The organism is Flavobacterium sp., from assembly GCF_040379285.1.
In the GTDB taxonomy this organism is placed as follows: Bacteria; Bacteroidota; Bacteroidia; order Flavobacteriales; family Flavobacteriaceae; genus Flavobacterium.
Window position 1 is genome coordinate 39,389 of record NZ_JBEILJ010000006.1, and the last position, 15,200, is coordinate 54,588.

Genomic DNA, 15,200 nt, shown 5'->3' on the forward strand with positions numbered 1-15,200 from the left:
ACGATTATTGTTTCATTTTTTGAAAAATATCCCAAACCACGATCCCAGTACTTACGGCAATATTGAGTGAATGTTTGGTGCCCAATTGGGGAATTTCAATACAACCCTCGCATTGTTCAATGGCTTTTTGTGATACACCGTAAACTTCGTTTCCAAAGATTAACGCATAACGTTCGTTGGGTTGTGGATGAAAGGAATTTAGGAATGTAGCCCCTTCGACTTGCTCGATGGCATAAACTTTCCAGCCTTCGTGTTGGAGTTTTTCAATCGCGGTTCCCACTTCTTTTTGGTATTCCCACGCTACCGTTTCGGTGGCGCCCAAAGCTGTTTTTTGAATTTCTTTATGGGGTGGGGTAGCGGTAATACCACAGAGGTAAATTTTTTCAATCAAAAAAGCATCAGCGGTTCGAAAAACAGATCCAATATTATGAAGACTCCGTATGTCGTCAAGGATGAGAATTACGGGTGTTTTTGCTGCCGATTTAAAGTCGGCTACCGTTTTTCGCTCTAGTTCGTTATTGGCTAATTTTCGCATAGTACAAAAATAAAAAAAGCCCCAGAAAGGAGCTTTTGTCGTTTCATAAAGTATTATTAACTTTTTACAGGTGCCGTTCCTTCGGGTTGTGGGGCTTGAAGTACATTTCCTTTAATGGTTAGTACTTTAATTTCATTGCCCACCGCATTGGAGCGCACGGTAACATTTTTGGTAAATTGACCTACGCGGTCAGTGGCATAACGAACCCCAATTACGCCGCGTTGTCCGGGTTGAATCGGATCTTTGGGCGTTGTAGGCACTGTACAACCGCAAGAGCCCTGTGCACTTTCAATAATTAAAGGCTTGTTGCCCGTGTTGACAAAAACAAATTCACGATTACCATCGGCATTGTGAGGAATTGTTCCGTAATCAATCGTTTCATTTTCGAAGGTGATTTGCGGACCATCCACTTTTTGAGCAGGTTGTGCAGGTTGAGGTGTTGCTGGTTTTGTATTCGCGTTTGGCGTTTGGGCATGGGTCACTCCCATAATTGACAATACAGCTACTAAAAGTATTTTTTTCATCGTACAATGAATTTAAATTAGACTAACAAAGCTAACAAAATTTCGTTAACCTCCTGTTTTTTATTCAAATTGTTCGGCGATTCATGCGAACGATTTCTGAAGAAAATAGCTATTTTCGTAGTTCCTAATTTTTAAATGAAAACGAAGTGGCTACAAAAGAGAAAAGTTTAAAAGAAACCCCTTTGATGAAACAATACAACGAAATTAAGTTCAAGTATCCGGACGCCTGTTTGTTGTTTCGTGTAGGTGATTTTTATGAAACTTTTGGGGAGGATGCCATCCGTGCTTCCAAAATATTAGGCATTATTCTAACCAAGCGAGGCAATGGTTCGGCTTCCGAAACGGCGTTGGCAGGATTTCCACATCATTCGCTTAATACCTATTTGCCCAAGTTGGTTAAGGCCGGACTTCGGGTGGCGATTTGCGACCAATTGGAAGATCCGAAAATGACCAAAACCATCGTAAAGCGTGGGGTCACAGAGTTGGTTACGCCTGGAGTCGCTTTAAATGATGAAGTGTTGCAAGCGAAATCCAATAACTTTCTTGCAGCCATTCATTTTGGAAAAAAAATACACGGGATTGCTTTTTTGGATGTGTCTACCGGGGAGTTTCTCACCGCCCAAGGTAACGAAGAATATTTAGATAAACTGTTGCAAAACTTTGCTCCTGCCGAGATTTTAGTACCCAAATACCAGAAAAAACAATTTTCAGAAACCTTTGGAGAACACTACACCACTTTTTTTCTAGAGGATTGGATTTACAAAGCCGATTATGCGTTTGAAAAATTAACCACCCATTTTCAAACCAATTCTTTAAAAGGCTTTGGAATAGAAGATGTGTCGGAAGGAATTGTAGCTTCGGGGGCCATACTGTATTATTTATCAGAAACGCAACACCATAAATTACAACACATTACGCAAATCCAGCGCATAGCCGAGAGCTCCCATGTGTGGATGGATCGTTTTACCATTCGAAATTTAGAATTATACCACAGTTACAATCCCAATGCGGTCACCCTTTTGGACGTTATTGACAAAACGATTTCGCCTATGGGTTCGCGTTTGTTGAAACGTTGGTTGGCTTTACCACTCAAAGAAATCGCTAAAATTAGAGAACGACACCAAGTGGTCGCCTATTTACAAAGTCATCCCGAAGTGTTGCAACAAATGCAACGACAAATTCGCTTGATTTCCGATTTGGAGCGGTTAATTTCCAAAGTGGCGACGGGGCGAATCGGGCCAAAGGAGTTGGTAGCCTTGAAAGAATCGTTAGATGCGATACTTCCCATTAAAGATTGGGCACTCGCAAGTTCACAAGAAGCCGTTCGTGTTTTGGGCGATAGTCTGCAGGCTTGTGATGTGTTGCGCGATAAAATTGCCACCACCTTACAATCCGAACCTCCCGTTTCTATCGCCAAGGGGAATGCTATTCGCACAGGGGTTCATGAGGAGTTGGATGCCTTACGGAAGATCGCTTATTCGGGGAAGGAGTATTTGGAGGGTATTGAAAAACGCGAATCAGAACGAACCGGGATTAGCTCTTTAAAAATTGCTTTCAACAACGTTTTTGGCTATTACATTGAAGTTCGAAATACCCACAAAGATAAAGTTCCCCAAGATTGGATTCGCAAACAAACCTTGGTTAATGCCGAGCGGTATATTACGGAGGAGTTGAAAGAATACGAGACAAAGATATTGGGGGCCGAGGAGAAAATCCAACATATTGAATCCCGCTTGTTTGAGGAGTTAGTGAGTTGGGTGGGGAGTTATATCAAGCCCGTGCAGACCAATGCGCAATTGATTGCCCAATTGGACTGTTTGTTGTCGTTTGCGCAAATGGCCGTGGAGCATCATTATGTTTGTCCCGAATTGGACGAATCCTTTGAGTTGGAAATTGTCAACGGGCGTCATCCTGTCATTGAAAAGCAATTGCCAGCGGGGGTGCCTTATGTGGCCAATGATGTGTATCTCGATCGAACCCATCAACAATTAATGATGATTACGGGGCCCAATATGTCGGGAAAATCGGCCATACTGCGGCAAACAGCACTTTTAGTATTGTTGGCTCAAATGGGAAGTTTTGTTCCCGCGGAACGATTGCGCATGGGGGTTGTCGACAAGATTTTTACCCGTGTGGGCGCTAGTGACAACATCTCGATGGGCGAATCTACCTTTATGGTTGAGATGAATGAAACGGCTTCTATTTTGAATAATATTTCGGAGCAGAGTTTGGTTCTTTTGGATGAAATTGGTCGCGGGACAAGTACTTACGATGGGATTTCGATTGCTTGGGCGATTGCCGAGTATTTACATGAACATCCTTCACGTCCCAAGACTTTATTTGCAACGCATTATCATGAATTGAATGAAATGGGCGAATCTTTTGCACGGATCAAGAATTACAATGTTTCGGTAAAAGAGCTCAAAGATACTGTTTTGTTCATGCGTAAGTTGGTAGAAGGTGGGAGCGCCCATAGTTTTGGAATCCATGTGGCAAAAATGGCGGGAATGCCGCAAACAGTGGTGCAAAAAGCCCAAAAGATGTTGAAAAAATTAGAAAAGAATCATTCGTCAGAAGTGTTGTTGGATAAAAACCCGGATACCGATTTACAGCTCAGTTTTTTCAATTTGGATGATCCCTTATTGGAAGAGATACGCGAGGAAATTCAGCAGTTGGATATAAATACCTTGACACCCGTGGAGGCGTTAATGAAGCTCAACGAAATTAAACGAATGCTAGGACAGTAAGGATAGTTTGGTTATCAAGGGTTTACTGAAGGAGTCTAATTTTTTTCAATTTTTCCCTTGCAAAATACATTTAATGTGTTACATTTGCATCCGCAATCGCAATTAAAGCGGTTGGTTCTAAAGTTTACTTGCGAAAATAGCTCAGTTGGTAGAGCGCAACCTTGCCAAGGTTGAGGTCGCGGGTTCGAACCCCGTTTTTCGCTCAAAATACCAAGGCTCGAGTGGTGGAATTGGTAGACACGCTGGACTTAAAATCCAGTGGGCAGTAATGTCCGTGCGGGTTCAAGTCCCGCCTTGAGTACAAAAGCTCCTTACAATTGTAAGGAGCTTTTTTTTGTATATACGACAGGTTTATTTTAAAAACTATAGAAAACAAAAAAGTCCCGAACTCGGGACTTTTTTCTTAACTAGAACGTGGTTCTAATTATTTTTTCTCAGCTGGAGCAGCTGTTTCAGCTTTAGCAGTTGTGTCAGCAGCAGTTGTGTCAGCAGCAGTTGTATCAGCAGCAGCAGTTGTGTCAGCAGCAGTTGTGTCAACAGCAGTTGTGTCAGCAGCAGCAGCGTCAGCGTTTTCTGATTGTTTACAAGATACTACAGTCAAAGCAGCAATTACAGCTAAGCTTAAAAATACTTTTTTCATCTTACTTAATTATAAAAGGTTAATTATTAATTCGGAGCAAAGATATAAATTTTTTTAATCAGAAAAACAATTGTCTCCTTTTTTTTAAAAAATTCGCACTTTGGATTCCGCCATTTATTTATCAAACATCGTGCCAAAGTCTATTTTTTAGACTTTTTATTTTTTGTTTGCGGAGTGATGATTTTCAGCTCTTTAATGATGTTTTGAGCGTTTGCAAATTTATCAATCACAAATAAGATGTACCGTGCGTCCACCATAATGTTGCGACAAATCTCGGGGGAATAGTAAATATCACTCATCGTACCTTCCCAAACGCGATCAAAATTACAACCGATTAAATTCCCCTCAGCATCGAGCGCTGGACTCCCCGAATTTCCCCCTGTGGTATGATTGGTTGCAATGAAAGCCACAGGCATTTTCCCTTGTTTATTGGCATACGGTCCAAAATCCTTAGCATTGTATAATTGTATCAATTTCTCGGGAACGTCAAATTCGTAATCCCCAGGAATGTATTTTTCCATAACGCCATCCAATGTTGTAAACGGTTCGTAATAAACCCCATCACTAGGTTTGTAGCCTTTAACCTTTCCAAAGGTAACGCGTAAGGTGCTATTGGCATCAGGGAATATGCGCGCTGATTTCGGACTCAATTCGACAATAGCTTTCATGTATTTACGTTGTGTTGCGGCAATTTTTGCATTCCATTCTTCCCATTTGGGTGCCACTAATTTCAAATACGTTTCCGTAATCGATTTGACCAATTGGTAGCCCTTATCTTGACGCATATTGGCTAAAATGGTAGCTGTGTCGCCCTCCAATAATTTTCGAAATCCTTCAAGATTCGTTAGCGCTGAACTGGAATATATTTCATTGGTTAAGCTTGCTGCATCGACATTTTCCAACACACTAGGGAGAAAAGCCTTTGGTAAACGTTGGGCATACAACGCGATTAATTGTTCGAAAACAGCTTTATCCAGCGGGGCATGATAATCTTTGTAAAAGGCATCAATTCCTTTATACAATACATTTTTACGTTCGGTAAACGCTTGCTCTCCTTTGTTTTGATACAATTGCTCCAGTTGTACTAGTTTGTAGCCTGTCTGCAGCAATTCGGTATTGCGTAACACCACTTCGGTAAATAAGTCGCGTGCCAATGCATAATCGCGAATTTCAGTGTAGTAGGTTTTAAAATCACCTAATAAATTTCCATATTCTCCCTGTTTTTCAGCTTTGATGATTTTTTCAGTCAATTCTTTTTCAAACGCTTCTTTGGCGGCAAGGGCATTCGATTTTTTTAAGCCTTTCGTCTCTCCAATCCATTTTTTCCAGTAGTTGGCAATACTCGAATTCTTGGAGGCATATTGAATCTTAATCGCTTGATCTTTGCGCATGAAGCTGTTCTGAATTTTCAAAGCAGCGTCTCGCACATCGATTTTGGCCGGATTTAAGGTATTCATAATTTGTTCAACGGCATACGAAGGTAAGTATTCTTGCGTACGTCCGGGGTAGCCCATCACCATGGTAAAATCATTTTCACGAATCCCTTTTATGGAGATAGGGAAAAAATGTTTTGGGGTGTAGGGAATGTTCTCTGCGGCATAAGCAGCTGGACGATTGTTTTTGTCGGCATAAATTCGGAACAAAGAGAAATCCCCCGTATGCCGTGGCCAAACCCAGTTGTCGGTGTCCGAACCAAATTTCCCAATAGCGCTAGGCGGGGCTCCAACCAGACGAATATCTTTAAACGTTTCGGTTACAAAACGAATGTACTGATTGCCATCATAGAAGGGTTTAATCAAGTTTTCTTGCCAACTCTCTTTGGGTAAGTTTTTGGTTAATTCGGAAAGATTTTGTTGAATTTTTTTCTGTTTTTCCTTTTCATTGGTAATGTTTTCCGTACCCGCGAGTACATTCGAAGTCACATCCTCTATACGCACTACAAACGTAACGACCATGTCGGGGTTGGGTAATTCCTCCTTTAAGCTGTAGGCCCAAAATCCATCGCGTAGGTAATCGTGTGCTACCGAGGAGTGATTTTGAATTGCATCAAAACCACAGTGATGGTTGGTTAAAATGAGTCCTTGATTGGAAATTACTTCAGCCGTACAGCCGCCGTCAAATTGCGGAACGGCATCTTTTAGACTCGATTGGTTGAGGGAGTAAATTTGTTCAGCGGTCAATTTGAGCCCCAAATTTTTCATTTCCGTTTCCCGGTCGCCTTTGAGTAGATACGGCAACCACATTCCGCCTTGCTGGGCAAGGACTTGAAAACTTAAAAAAAGTACAAAAAATAGAAATTTACATTTTTTCATGCGTCAACGTAGGTTTGTAATTAGTAGTAATGTAGGAAACAATATGTTCGGTTGCTCCTGTATTTTTTTGGATAAAGGTAGCGCAAAGCTTGCCTTTTTCTTCGCGTTCTATGGTATTTGCAACCCAAGTATCGAGTATCGTTTTTAATTCCGATTCATTCGAAATACTTACGCAACCCCCCAAATGAACCAGTGCAGTGGCTTCCGCAAAATGATCGTAATGCGGTCCTACCACAATCGGAATACCAAATGTTGCAGGTTCCAAAACATTATGAACGCCCGGATAACCAAATCCTCCGCCCACATAGGCGATATCGGCATAGGCGTAAATTTTTGTAAGGAGTCCCACCGTATCCACAATCAAAATGGAATAATCCTGCAGGGATACTGTATCTCGTTGTGAATACCGAACCGAAGGACGCTTCAATTGTGTTTCAAAAGCATTCAGTTGCTCAATTTTAATATTGTGCGGAGCGAGGACAAACTTGAGGTTCTCAGGTGCTTCATTCATATAGTGCGCCAACAGTTCTTCATCTTTAGGCCATGAACTCCCAATAACAATAACAGTGGCGTCATGAGTAAATTCTTCCATAAAATCAAGCGCATTGTCGCGTTGTAAAACGGTATTCACGCGATCAAAACGCGTATCGCCTGAAACCGAAACCGCCTTTATTCCAATGGATTGTAGCAGGGTTTTGGAAACGTCATTTTGAACAAAAAAATGACTAAACGTTCGCAAAGCCTTGCGGTAAAATCCGCCATACACTTTGAAGAACACTTGATTGGGTCTAAACACGCCTGAGATTAAATAGGTGGGAACGGCTTGTTGTCGCAATTGGTTCAAGTAATTGGGCCAAAATTCATATTTGATAAAAAAGGCCATTTCAGGTTGAACCGTTTGTAAAAAACGACGGGCATTTTCGGGAGTGTCCAAAGGGAGGTATACCGTGATGTCAGCGATACTATTGTTTTTCCGTACTTCATATCCTGAAGGCGAAAAAAAGGTAAGCACAAACGTATACTCAGGGTATTTCGCTTTCAACACTTCCATCACAGGAAGTCCTTGCTCATATTCCCCCAAAGACGCTGCATGAAACCAAAGAGTTTTTTGGCGGCCTTGTAATCCTTTTTCCAAAGTTTGCCACACCGATTTTCTACCCTCAACAAAGCGTTGTAATTTGGCATTAAAACGGGCCAAAAACGGCAGAATTAAAGCCGCGAAGCGAATGAGTAAGGAGTAAGCAAACCGCATTATTGAAATTTTCTGGGCTAAAATACAAATAAAATGCTGAAGATAGGTAGCGTTTTTCACGCCTTAAACGATGCGAAAAGTAGTCGGATTTTTACGAAAATTTAAAACGAAAAAGAAAAGGGTGGTCGTATAGGGCAAGGAGATTTTATGTACTTTTGTTTCGTTTTTAGACCACCTATGAAAAAATTACAAATGGTTGACTTAAAAAGTCAATACGATAAAATAAAGGAGGAAGTTAATGCTTCCATCCAAGAGGTTTTAGATACCACTACCTATATCAACGGTCCCCTAGTACATCAATTTCAATCCAATTTGGAGGCCTATTTGGGGGTAAAGCACGTAATTCCTTGTGCCAATGGAACCGATGCATTGCAAATTGCGATGATGGGATTGGGTTTGCAGCCTGGCGATGAGGTTATAACGGCCGATTTCACCTTTGCAGCCACCGTTGAAGTAATTGCGTTGCTGCAATTGACACCGATTTTAGTCGATGTGGATCTCAACAACATGAATATTTCTTTGGAAGGAATTCGTAAAGCGATAACACCCAAAACCAAAGCGATAGTTCCGGTACACTTGTTTGGTCGTGCGGCCAATATGGATGCGATTATGGCTCTTGCGAAAGAGTTTAATTTGTATGTCATTGAAGATAACGCCCAAGCTATTGGTGCCGATTACACGTCTGCGGAGGGTATCAAACGAAAAGTTGGAACCATCGGACATGTAGGGGCTACCTCATTTTTCCCCTCCAAAAATTTAGGATGTTACGGCGATGGTGGGGCGATTTTTACCAACGATGATGCCTTGGCGCATACCCTAAGAGGTATCGTCAATCACGGAATGTACGTACGGTATCATCACGATGTGGTCGGTGTCAACTCGCGACTGGATAGTATTCAAGCGGCCGTATTGAAAGCAAAGCTACCCCATTTGGATACCTACAATAAAGCCCGTCAAGCTGCCGCAAGAAAATACAGTGAGGCGCTAGTTACAAATCCGAATATTTGGGTTCCAACGATTTGTGACCACTGTGATTGTCATGTGTTTCATCAATATGTAATTCGCATTTTAAATGGGAAACGCGATGCCTTACTTGCGCATTTGCAAGAAAAAGGAATTCCCTGTGCGATTTACTATCCGATTCCTTTGCACCGGCAAAAGGCGTATTTGGATGCGCGTTACCACGAGGAAGATTTTCCGGTAACCAATCAGTTGGTGGATGAAGTTATTGCGCTGCCAATGCATACCGAACTCGATGACGAACAGATTCGTTTTATTACCGAAACGATATTGGAATTTATTTAAATCATAGAAAGTACATGAAAATTGTTGTCACTGGTGGCTTAGGATTTATTGGGTCACACACCGTTGTAGAATTGCAAAATCAAGGGTTTGAAGTTATTGCCTTGGATAATTTATCCAATTCTTCGGTTGAGGTTTTGGAGGGAATTGAACGAATTACAGGGAAAAAACCCGTATTCGAACAGATTGATTTGCGCGAGAAAGCAGCGGTGCAAGATTTTTTCCAACGGCATAAGGATGTGTTGGGAGTGATTCATTTTGCGGCCAGTAAAGCGGTGGGCGAAAGTGTAGAAAATCCGTTGTTGTATTATGAAAATAACATTAATGCTTTGGTTTATGTGTTGCAATCGTTAGCAGCGCTTCCCCAAGCCAATTTTATTTTCAGTTCATCATGTACTGTCTATGGTCAGGCCAAACAAATGCCAATAACGGAGGATGCTTCTGTGCAACCCGCCATTTCTCCCTATGGCAATACCAAGCAAATCGGAGAGGAAATTATCACCGATACAGCAAAAGTTACCGGGATCAATGCTATTTTGTTGCGCTATTTTAACCCCATCGGATCGCATCCCACGGCTGAGATTGGAGAATTACCCTTGGGGGTTCCTCAAAATCTTGTGCCTTTTATTACGCAAACGGCTATAGGACTTCGCGAAAAACTTTCGGTCTTTGGCGATGATTATCCTACTCCCGACGGAACTGCCATTCGGGATTATATCCATGTAGTCGATTTGGCGAAAGCCCATGTGGTTGCGTTACAACGGTTACTTCACCAAAAAAATGTCGAAAAAGTGGAAACCTTTAATTTGGGAACGGGTACCGGAAGCTCGGTTTTGGAGGTGATTAAAACCTTTGAAAAAGTCAGCGGAAAACCCTTAAACTATCAAATTGTAGGGCGCAGAGAAGGCGATATTACGGAAGCGTATGCCAATACCGACAAAGCCAATACGGTATTAGGATGGAAAGCACAATCTACATTGGAAGAGGCATTAGCTAGCGCTTGGAAGTGGGAGCAGAAAATTAGATCATAAACTGTATACAATCAAAAAGGGCCTAAGCCCTCTTTTTTTCACAACTAATTAGCCTGTAAATTATTTTTTTACAGCTTCTTTCGCGGCAGTGGTTGCTTTATCAGCCCCCTCTTTCACAGTTTCTTTGGCTTCTTCACCAGCAGCTTTCAAGGCATCACCGGTTTCTTCAATCGTAGCATCGATTTTTGTAGTTGCCGTATCGGCCTCTTTTTCCAAAGTATCTGCAATCTTTTCAGTTTCAGACACTACTTTTTCATCGGCTTTTTTCTCGCAAGAAACCACCATCAATGCTCCGATTACAGCGAAGCTCAGCATTACTTTTTTCATTTTTTTAAGGGATTAAGAATTAATAAATAAAAAGAACTAATTCCCCATATTACAAATCGAATGCCAAAAAAATACGATGCCTCGCTAGAATCGAAAAAAAATTAATTTTTAACACTTCAGACCATAAAAAAACCCCTGTATAGGGGGTTTAAAAAGAGTTTAATGTGTTTAAAAAATTTACTTTTTGGCACCTTCTTTAATCGCTTTGGCTTTTTCTTCTACTTTCGTAGCGCCTTTTACCAGTAGGGTGTCGACTTTAGATTTGATTTTCTTTGTAGTCGAGTCCAACGCTTTTTCTGTTTTGGTGGTGACCGAATCCACTTTTTCTTTTACTTCTTGCGATACGGCTTCCTTGGCGGCATCCAATTTCTCTTGTGTCGTTTCTTTACACCCCACCAATAGTAGTAGCGTGGCAACACTGAATACAATCTTTTTCATTATTATGCTGAAATTGTGGTTACTTCTTTATTGATTTTATTGATCAAACCTACCAATACTTTTCCAGGGCCTACTTCTGTAAACGAAGTGGCGCCGTCGGCAATCATTTGTTGCACCGATTGCGTCCATTTTACAGGGGCGGTCAATTGGGTAATTAAATTTTGTTTGATGGTAGCTGGATCGCTCACCGCACTCGCCGGTACATTTTGATACACCGGACAGATGGGGTCATTAAAATGCGTAGCTTCAATCGCGGCAGCCAATTCTTCGCGAGCAGGCTCCATCATAGGGGAGTGAAAGGCACCACCTACAGGCAATAATAAGGCGCGTTTTGCCCCGGCTTCTTTCATTTTTTCACAGGCTTCTTCCACCGCTTTAAATTCGCCCGAAATCACCAATTGCCCAGGACAGTTGTAATTCGCAGCAACCACAACCCCCTCAATAGAGGCACAAATGTCTTCGACCACTTTATCGTCCAAGTTCAATACGGCCGCCATTGTAGAAGGGGTAATTTCACAAGCTTTTTGCATGGCAAGGGCACGTTGTGAAACCAATTTTAACCCGTCTTCAAACGACAAAGCGCCGCTAGCCACTAAGGCTGAAAATTCCCCTAAGGAATGACCGGCTACCATCTCGGGTTGGAAATCCGCCAAGGTTTTGGCCAAAATCACCGAATGCAAAAATACTGCGGGCTGGGTTACTTTGGTTTCTTTCAATTGTTCTGAGGTTCCTTCAAACATGATGTCGGTTATACGGAAACCCAAAATTTCATTGGCTTTTTCAAACAACTCCCGCGCTACGGCAGAATGTTCATATAAGTCTTTACCCATTCCGGTAAATTGAGCCCCTTGGCCAGGGAAAACGTATGCTTTCATAGTATGTATCGGGTATTAATTAATGTCTTGGCAACAAAAATACAAAAAAATACGGGCCCTGATTAGAATTCGATGCCGCGAACAATCGCCTCCAATTGGGCTTTGTATTCGGGTTGGATGATTCCGTTGTTTACATCAAAATTTTCATAAAAACTGGGTAAGGAAAAAGTGCCTTTTACCTGTGCGCCTTGAAAAGGGAAACGGTTTTTTGCAATTTCCAACACACTGGCACCGCCCCGCGCTCCAGGAGAGGTGGCCATGAGTAGCATTGGTTTGTTTTGGAAATTTTTACTTTGAATGCGGGAAGTCCAATCCAAAAGGTTTTTAAATGCCGCCGAATACGCCCCGTTGTGTTCGGCTAACGAAACGACAAGCACGTCGGCGGAGCCAATTTTTGCATAAAAATCATGCGCCGCCTGAGAGATTCCCTCTTTTTCCAAATCGACCGAAAATAGCGGAAGTGGGTAATCGTTTAAGTCCAATACTTCGACTTCGGCATTGGAAAATAAATGGGCAGCATAGGTCGCCAATTGTTTGTTGATCGAAGATTGGCTGGTTGAACCGCCAAAAGCAATAATTTTTTTCATGGTTAGGTGTGGAGCCAAGCTCCAAAAAGTTTTCGTAAAATAGGCAAAAGAACATAGACCATGAGCGGCACCAAAATAGCTGTCATAATCAAAGTGCGAATCGGCGAGGCCAAGTCCTTGATGGAGTCACCCAACAGATAGGAAGCCAACGTAATCGCAGGATAGATGGCAATCCAAACCATGAGTGCAAATTTCCATTTTTTGGGTGGTTTCATTTGTTGTAATAATAGGTGAGTGCCCCAGAAGGACATTTTTCGGCAATGCGCAACAAGCGTTTTTGAATGGCTTCGTCAATTACTTCGGAGAAGATCAGGCTTCGTGAAACGAACGTGACTCATTCCGGATTTTGTTTGAGATGTACAATCGGTTCCATACCACTTATTTATTGAAACATGGGAACTTCCATTAATAACAATTCAGTGTCTTCTGTCATTTGAAAATCAACCGTAGCCAAGCTGTTGTCATCTGTCCAAATGCCCATACCGTCGCGAAGTTCGAGCGCTTGACCATCCACGGTTAATGCTCCTTTAATCACAAAAACATACAACCCGTTGCCTTCTTTTTTTAAGGTGTATTGGGCTGTTTCACCCGCTTTGAAATTCCCCATGTGGAACCAAACATCTTGGTGAATCCAAACGCCTTCATCGTCGGCATTGGGGGATAAAATTTGTTGGAACTTCCCTTCGCGATCGGACACATTTAAAGTAATTTGTTGGTAACGGGGTTCGACATTACGGTATTTTGGGAAGACCCAAATTTGCAACAAATTCGTGCGACGGTCATGATTGGGGTTGAACTCACTATGCTGAATTCCGGTTCCTGCACTCATCACCTGTACATCGCCAAACTTGATGGTTTCGGCATTGTTCATGCTGTCTTTGTGGGCCAAATCGCCTTCCAGCGGAATCGTAATGATTTCCATATTGTCGTGCGGATGCGTTCCAAAGCCCATACCACCGGCTACAATATCATCGTTTAACACACGCAATACGCCAAACTGAACGCGATTGGGATCGTAATAGCCCGCAAAGCTAAAAGTATGACGAGCTTCTAACCAACCGTGATTCGCATAACCACGGGTGTTTGATGTATGGATAACTGTATTTTTCATATTGTTTAAATTTAATGATTCTTACGATACAAAGGTAGGTTGAGTCCAAGATTGGATTACTTAATCTAGGTTAAGAAAAGTTTTTGGGGTTTTATTTGAGTAACGATTTCTAGTAAATTCTATTAAAATAAGTGTGTTTTCTAAGAATTTCTTGGTACACGTTGTTTAATTACCAAAAATTGGTAACTTTACAAGAAAAGAAGGAATTATGGGAAGAAACACATCCATATCTTTAGGTGAACATTTTGAAAGTTTCATCGAATCAACGGTTTCCAAAGGTCGTTTCAGTAACGCAAGTGAAGTAGTTCGTGCTGGTCTTCGACTATTAGAAGAAGAAGAAAACCGCATAGCCCTTTTACGTAATGCAATTCATGAAGGAATGGAAAGCGGAAGAGCCGTTGACTTTGATCCCAAAAAACATCTTGAAAATTTAAAATCAAGCAAAAAGTAGTGGCCACGTTTTATTTGACCCATAAAGCCGTTGAAGATTTAGGTGATATTTGGAACTATACCGTTGAATCGTGGTCTGAAAAACAAGCAGAAATTTATTACACTTTACTTATGGATTCGTGCCAAGAATTAGCCAATCAACCGAGCTTAGGAAAATCGTATGCTATAGTTGAAAAAAATATACTTGGATACAAATCAGGACAACATCTTATTTTTTACAGTATCGTGTCAAAACATGAAATTGAAGTAGTTAGAATTTTACATGGGATGATGGATTTAAAAAACCACCTGTAATACGCATTACTCTTTGTTAACTGTCTACGGAATTCGGTACACTGTAAACTGCCCGCTAGCGCGGATTTACAAACCGTGCCATTACATTAGAATTGGCTTTTACATTACTCTTCAAAAATAGGTAAAACCGCATCTATTTAAATGTAGTTTTTGCTTTCTACTGGGTGGGCACGGATTGAAAATCCGCGCCATCAGGGTTTATTTTCGAACCATCTTTCCCTTCATCTTACTAAAAAACTCGGGGGTAACCCCAATGTACGAAGCAATCTGCTTTTGGGGAACACGCTGAATCAAGGAAGGGTAGCGTTTGCAAAATTTTTCAAAACGCTCTTCGGCACTGCGGCTCATGTTGTCTCGTAAACGCTCTTGATGGGCGACCAACGAATTTTCAGCCAATATGCGAAAATACCGTTCCAATTGGGGCAGTTTTTGATAAAGGAGTTCTTGCTGCGTTTTGGGCAATACAATGACCTCGGTGTCTTCCAGCGTTTCGATAAACAAATCGCCTGGCTTGCCCGAGAACAAACTGTACATGTCGCTAATCCACCAACCCTCGCAAGCAAAATGGAGAATGTGCTCCACAATATTGTCGTTGATGTAAAAACTCCGCACCAAACCCGACGTGATGAAATAGGTTTCTGTACACACCGTCCCCGCATGCTGCAGCACTGATTTGGCTTTGTACCGTCGGGTTTCGGTATGGGCCAAAAACAATGCCGCCTCTTCGGGAGAGAGGCGAACATGTTTTTGGATATGTTCGGTAAGTAAGTACACC

The 15,200-nt window shown here is 41.8% G+C and carries 17 protein-coding genes and 2 tRNA genes; 7 read left to right on the top strand and 12 right to left on the bottom strand.

Annotated elements, in window-relative coordinates; all coding sequences use genetic code 11:
• Window positions 1-4 precede the first annotated feature (4 nt).
• Both ABWO12_RS02535 and ABWO12_RS02540 read right to left on the bottom strand, forming a co-directional pair.
• A complete protein-coding gene (locus ABWO12_RS02535; RefSeq protein ID WP_353086941.1) occupies window positions 5-535 on the bottom strand; it encodes an RNA methyltransferase in 531 nt (176 codons plus the stop codon).
• A gap of 56 nt (window positions 536-591) precedes the next feature.
• On the bottom strand, window positions 592-1,059 hold the full coding sequence (locus ABWO12_RS02540) for a DUF1573 domain-containing protein (RefSeq protein ID WP_353086943.1): 468 nt from the start codon (window positions 1,057-1,059) through the stop codon (window positions 592-594).
• Between the two features lie 146 nt (window positions 1,060-1,205).
• Here ABWO12_RS02540 and mutS point away from each other — a divergent pair, with 146 nt between their 5' ends.
• The 3 genes from mutS (at window position 1,206) to ABWO12_RS02555 (ending at window position 4,107) form a co-directional block, all read left to right on the top strand.
• On the top strand, window positions 1,206-3,806 hold the full coding sequence (gene mutS / locus ABWO12_RS02545; protein WP_353086945.1) for a DNA mismatch repair protein MutS: 2,601 nt from the start codon (window positions 1,206-1,208) through the stop codon (window positions 3,804-3,806).
• 130 nt (window positions 3,807-3,936) lie between these two features.
• A tRNA-Gly gene (locus ABWO12_RS02550) sits at window positions 3,937-4,009 on the top strand.
• Window positions 4,010-4,021: 12 nt separating this feature from the next.
• Window positions 4,022-4,107 (top strand) — tRNA-Leu (locus ABWO12_RS02555).
• A 123-nt stretch (window positions 4,108-4,230) separates the two neighbouring features.
• On the opposite strand, the gene ABWO12_RS02560 is transcribed toward ABWO12_RS02555, so the two are convergent.
• The 3 genes from ABWO12_RS02560 to ABWO12_RS02570 all read right to left on the bottom strand — a co-directional run bounded on the left by ABWO12_RS02560 (window position 4,231) and on the right by ABWO12_RS02570 (window position 8,010).
• Window positions 4,231-4,446 carry a hypothetical protein gene (locus ABWO12_RS02560; protein ID WP_297516953.1) on the bottom strand — a complete coding sequence of 72 codons (216 nt, stop codon included), beginning with the start codon at window positions 4,444-4,446 and terminating at the stop codon, window positions 4,231-4,233.
• A 140-nt stretch (window positions 4,447-4,586) separates the two neighbouring features.
• Window positions 4,587-6,758 (bottom strand): S46 family peptidase, encoded by a 2,172-nt coding sequence (locus ABWO12_RS02565; protein ID WP_353086947.1) that lies wholly within the window; start codon window positions 6,756-6,758, stop codon window positions 4,587-4,589.
• Window positions 6,745-8,010, bottom strand: coding sequence for a 3-deoxy-D-manno-octulosonic acid transferase (locus tag ABWO12_RS02570; protein WP_353086949.1), 1,266 nt, complete (start codon window positions 8,008-8,010; stop codon window positions 6,745-6,747). Before ABWO12_RS02570 ends, ABWO12_RS02565 begins: the two co-directional genes overlap by 14 nt.
• Window positions 8,011-8,187: 177 nt before the next feature.
• Here ABWO12_RS02570 and ABWO12_RS02575 point away from each other — a divergent pair, with 177 nt between their 5' ends.
• Both ABWO12_RS02575 and galE read left to right on the top strand, forming a co-directional pair.
• Entirely contained in the window at window positions 8,188-9,315 is a 1,128-nt protein-coding gene (locus ABWO12_RS02575) for a DegT/DnrJ/EryC1/StrS family aminotransferase (protein WP_353086951.1), read from the top strand.
• A 14-nt stretch (window positions 9,316-9,329) separates the two neighbouring features.
• Window positions 9,330-10,343, top strand: a complete 1,014-nt coding sequence (gene galE / locus ABWO12_RS02580; protein ID WP_353086952.1) for a UDP-glucose 4-epimerase GalE — start codon at window positions 9,330-9,332, stop codon at window positions 10,341-10,343.
• Window positions 10,344-10,403: 60 nt separating this feature from the next.
• On the opposite strand, the gene ABWO12_RS02585 is transcribed toward galE, so the two are convergent.
• The 6 genes from ABWO12_RS02585 to ABWO12_RS02610 form a co-directional block, all read right to left on the bottom strand.
• Entirely contained in the window at window positions 10,404-10,670 is a 267-nt protein-coding gene (locus tag ABWO12_RS02585) for a hypothetical protein (RefSeq protein ID WP_353086954.1), read from the bottom strand.
• Between the two features lie 177 nt (window positions 10,671-10,847).
• Window positions 10,848-11,108 carry a hypothetical protein gene (locus ABWO12_RS02590; protein WP_073365498.1) on the bottom strand — a complete coding sequence of 87 codons (261 nt, stop codon included), beginning with the start codon at window positions 11,106-11,108 and terminating at the stop codon, window positions 10,848-10,850.
• A 2-nt stretch (window positions 11,109-11,110) separates the two neighbouring features.
• The gene (gene fabD / locus ABWO12_RS02595) at window positions 11,111-11,983 is read right to left on the bottom strand and encodes an ACP S-malonyltransferase (RefSeq protein WP_353086957.1); all 873 of its coding nucleotides are present in this window, start codon (window positions 11,981-11,983) and stop codon (window positions 11,111-11,113) included.
• A 62-nt stretch (window positions 11,984-12,045) separates the two neighbouring features.
• Complete coding sequence (locus tag ABWO12_RS02600; protein ID WP_353086959.1) at window positions 12,046-12,570, bottom strand: NADPH-dependent FMN reductase; 525 nt, start codon at window positions 12,568-12,570, stop codon at window positions 12,046-12,048.
• A 2-nt stretch (window positions 12,571-12,572) separates the two neighbouring features.
• Window positions 12,573-12,785, bottom strand: a complete 213-nt coding sequence (locus ABWO12_RS02605; RefSeq protein WP_353086961.1) for a putative antibiotic biosynthesis monooxygenase — start codon at window positions 12,783-12,785, stop codon at window positions 12,573-12,575.
• 167 nt (window positions 12,786-12,952) lie between these two features.
• Complete coding sequence (locus ABWO12_RS02610; protein ID WP_353086963.1) at window positions 12,953-13,681, bottom strand: pirin family protein; 729 nt, start codon at window positions 13,679-13,681, stop codon at window positions 12,953-12,955.
• A gap of 208 nt (window positions 13,682-13,889) precedes the next feature.
• Here ABWO12_RS02610 and ABWO12_RS02615 point away from each other — a divergent pair, with 208 nt between their 5' ends.
• Both ABWO12_RS02615 and ABWO12_RS02620 read left to right on the top strand, forming a co-directional pair.
• Entirely contained in the window at window positions 13,890-14,132 is a 243-nt protein-coding gene (locus ABWO12_RS02615) for a type II toxin-antitoxin system ParD family antitoxin (RefSeq protein WP_353086964.1), read from the top strand.
• On the top strand, window positions 14,132-14,425 hold the full coding sequence (locus tag ABWO12_RS02620) for a type II toxin-antitoxin system RelE/ParE family toxin (RefSeq protein ID WP_353086966.1): 294 nt from the start codon (window positions 14,132-14,134) through the stop codon (window positions 14,423-14,425). The genes ABWO12_RS02615 and ABWO12_RS02620 overlap by 1 nt, the downstream gene beginning before the upstream one ends.
• 198 nt (window positions 14,426-14,623) lie before the next feature.
• On the opposite strand, the gene ABWO12_RS02625 is transcribed toward ABWO12_RS02620, so the two are convergent.
• Window positions 14,624-15,199, bottom strand: coding sequence for a Crp/Fnr family transcriptional regulator (locus ABWO12_RS02625; RefSeq protein WP_353086968.1), 576 nt, complete (start codon window positions 15,197-15,199; stop codon window positions 14,624-14,626).
• Window position 15,200: the final 1 nt, after the last annotated feature.

Excerpts from the sequence above, each read along its gene's own strand:
- ABWO12_RS02615 (WP_353086964.1), top strand. The coding sequence starts at position 13,890 with ATGGGAAGAAACACATCCATATCTTTAGGTGAACATTTTGAAAGTTTC.
- ABWO12_RS02585 (WP_353086954.1), bottom strand. The coding sequence starts at position 10,670 with ATGAAAAAAGTAATGCTGAGCTTCGCTGTAATCGGAGCATTGATGGTG.
- ABWO12_RS02560 (WP_297516953.1), bottom strand. The coding sequence starts at position 4,446 with ATGAAAAAAGTATTTTTAAGCTTAGCTGTAATTGCTGCTTTGACTGTA.
- galE (WP_353086952.1), top strand. The coding sequence starts at position 9,330 with ATGAAAATTGTTGTCACTGGTGGCTTAGGATTTATTGGGTCACACACC.
- ABWO12_RS02565 (WP_353086947.1), bottom strand. The coding sequence starts at position 6,758 with ATGAAAAAATGTAAATTTCTATTTTTTGTACTTTTTTTAAGTTTTCAA.
- ABWO12_RS02540 (WP_353086943.1), bottom strand. The coding sequence starts at position 1,059 with ATGAAAAAAATACTTTTAGTAGCTGTATTGTCAATTATGGGAGTGACC.
- fabD (WP_353086957.1), bottom strand. The coding sequence starts at position 11,983 with ATGAAAGCATACGTTTTCCCTGGCCAAGGGGCTCAATTTACCGGAATG.
- ABWO12_RS02570 (WP_353086949.1), bottom strand. The coding sequence starts at position 8,010 with ATGCGGTTTGCTTACTCCTTACTCATTCGCTTCGCGGCTTTAATTCTG.
- ABWO12_RS02535 (WP_353086941.1), bottom strand. The coding sequence starts at position 535 with ATGCGAAAATTAGCCAATAACGAACTAGAGCGAAAAACGGTAGCCGAC.
- ABWO12_RS02590 (WP_073365498.1), bottom strand. The coding sequence starts at position 11,108 with ATGAAAAAGATTGTATTCAGTGTTGCCACGCTACTACTATTGGTGGGG.
- ABWO12_RS02605 (WP_353086961.1), bottom strand. The coding sequence starts at position 12,785 with ATGAAACCACCCAAAAAATGGAAATTTGCACTCATGGTTTGGATTGCC.
- ABWO12_RS02600 (WP_353086959.1), bottom strand. The coding sequence starts at position 12,570 with ATGAAAAAAATTATTGCTTTTGGCGGTTCAACCAGCCAATCTTCGATC.
- ABWO12_RS02575 (WP_353086951.1), top strand. The coding sequence starts at position 8,188 with ATGAAAAAATTACAAATGGTTGACTTAAAAAGTCAATACGATAAAATA.
- ABWO12_RS02610 (WP_353086963.1), bottom strand. The coding sequence starts at position 13,681 with ATGAAAAATACAGTTATCCATACATCAAACACCCGTGGTTATGCGAAT.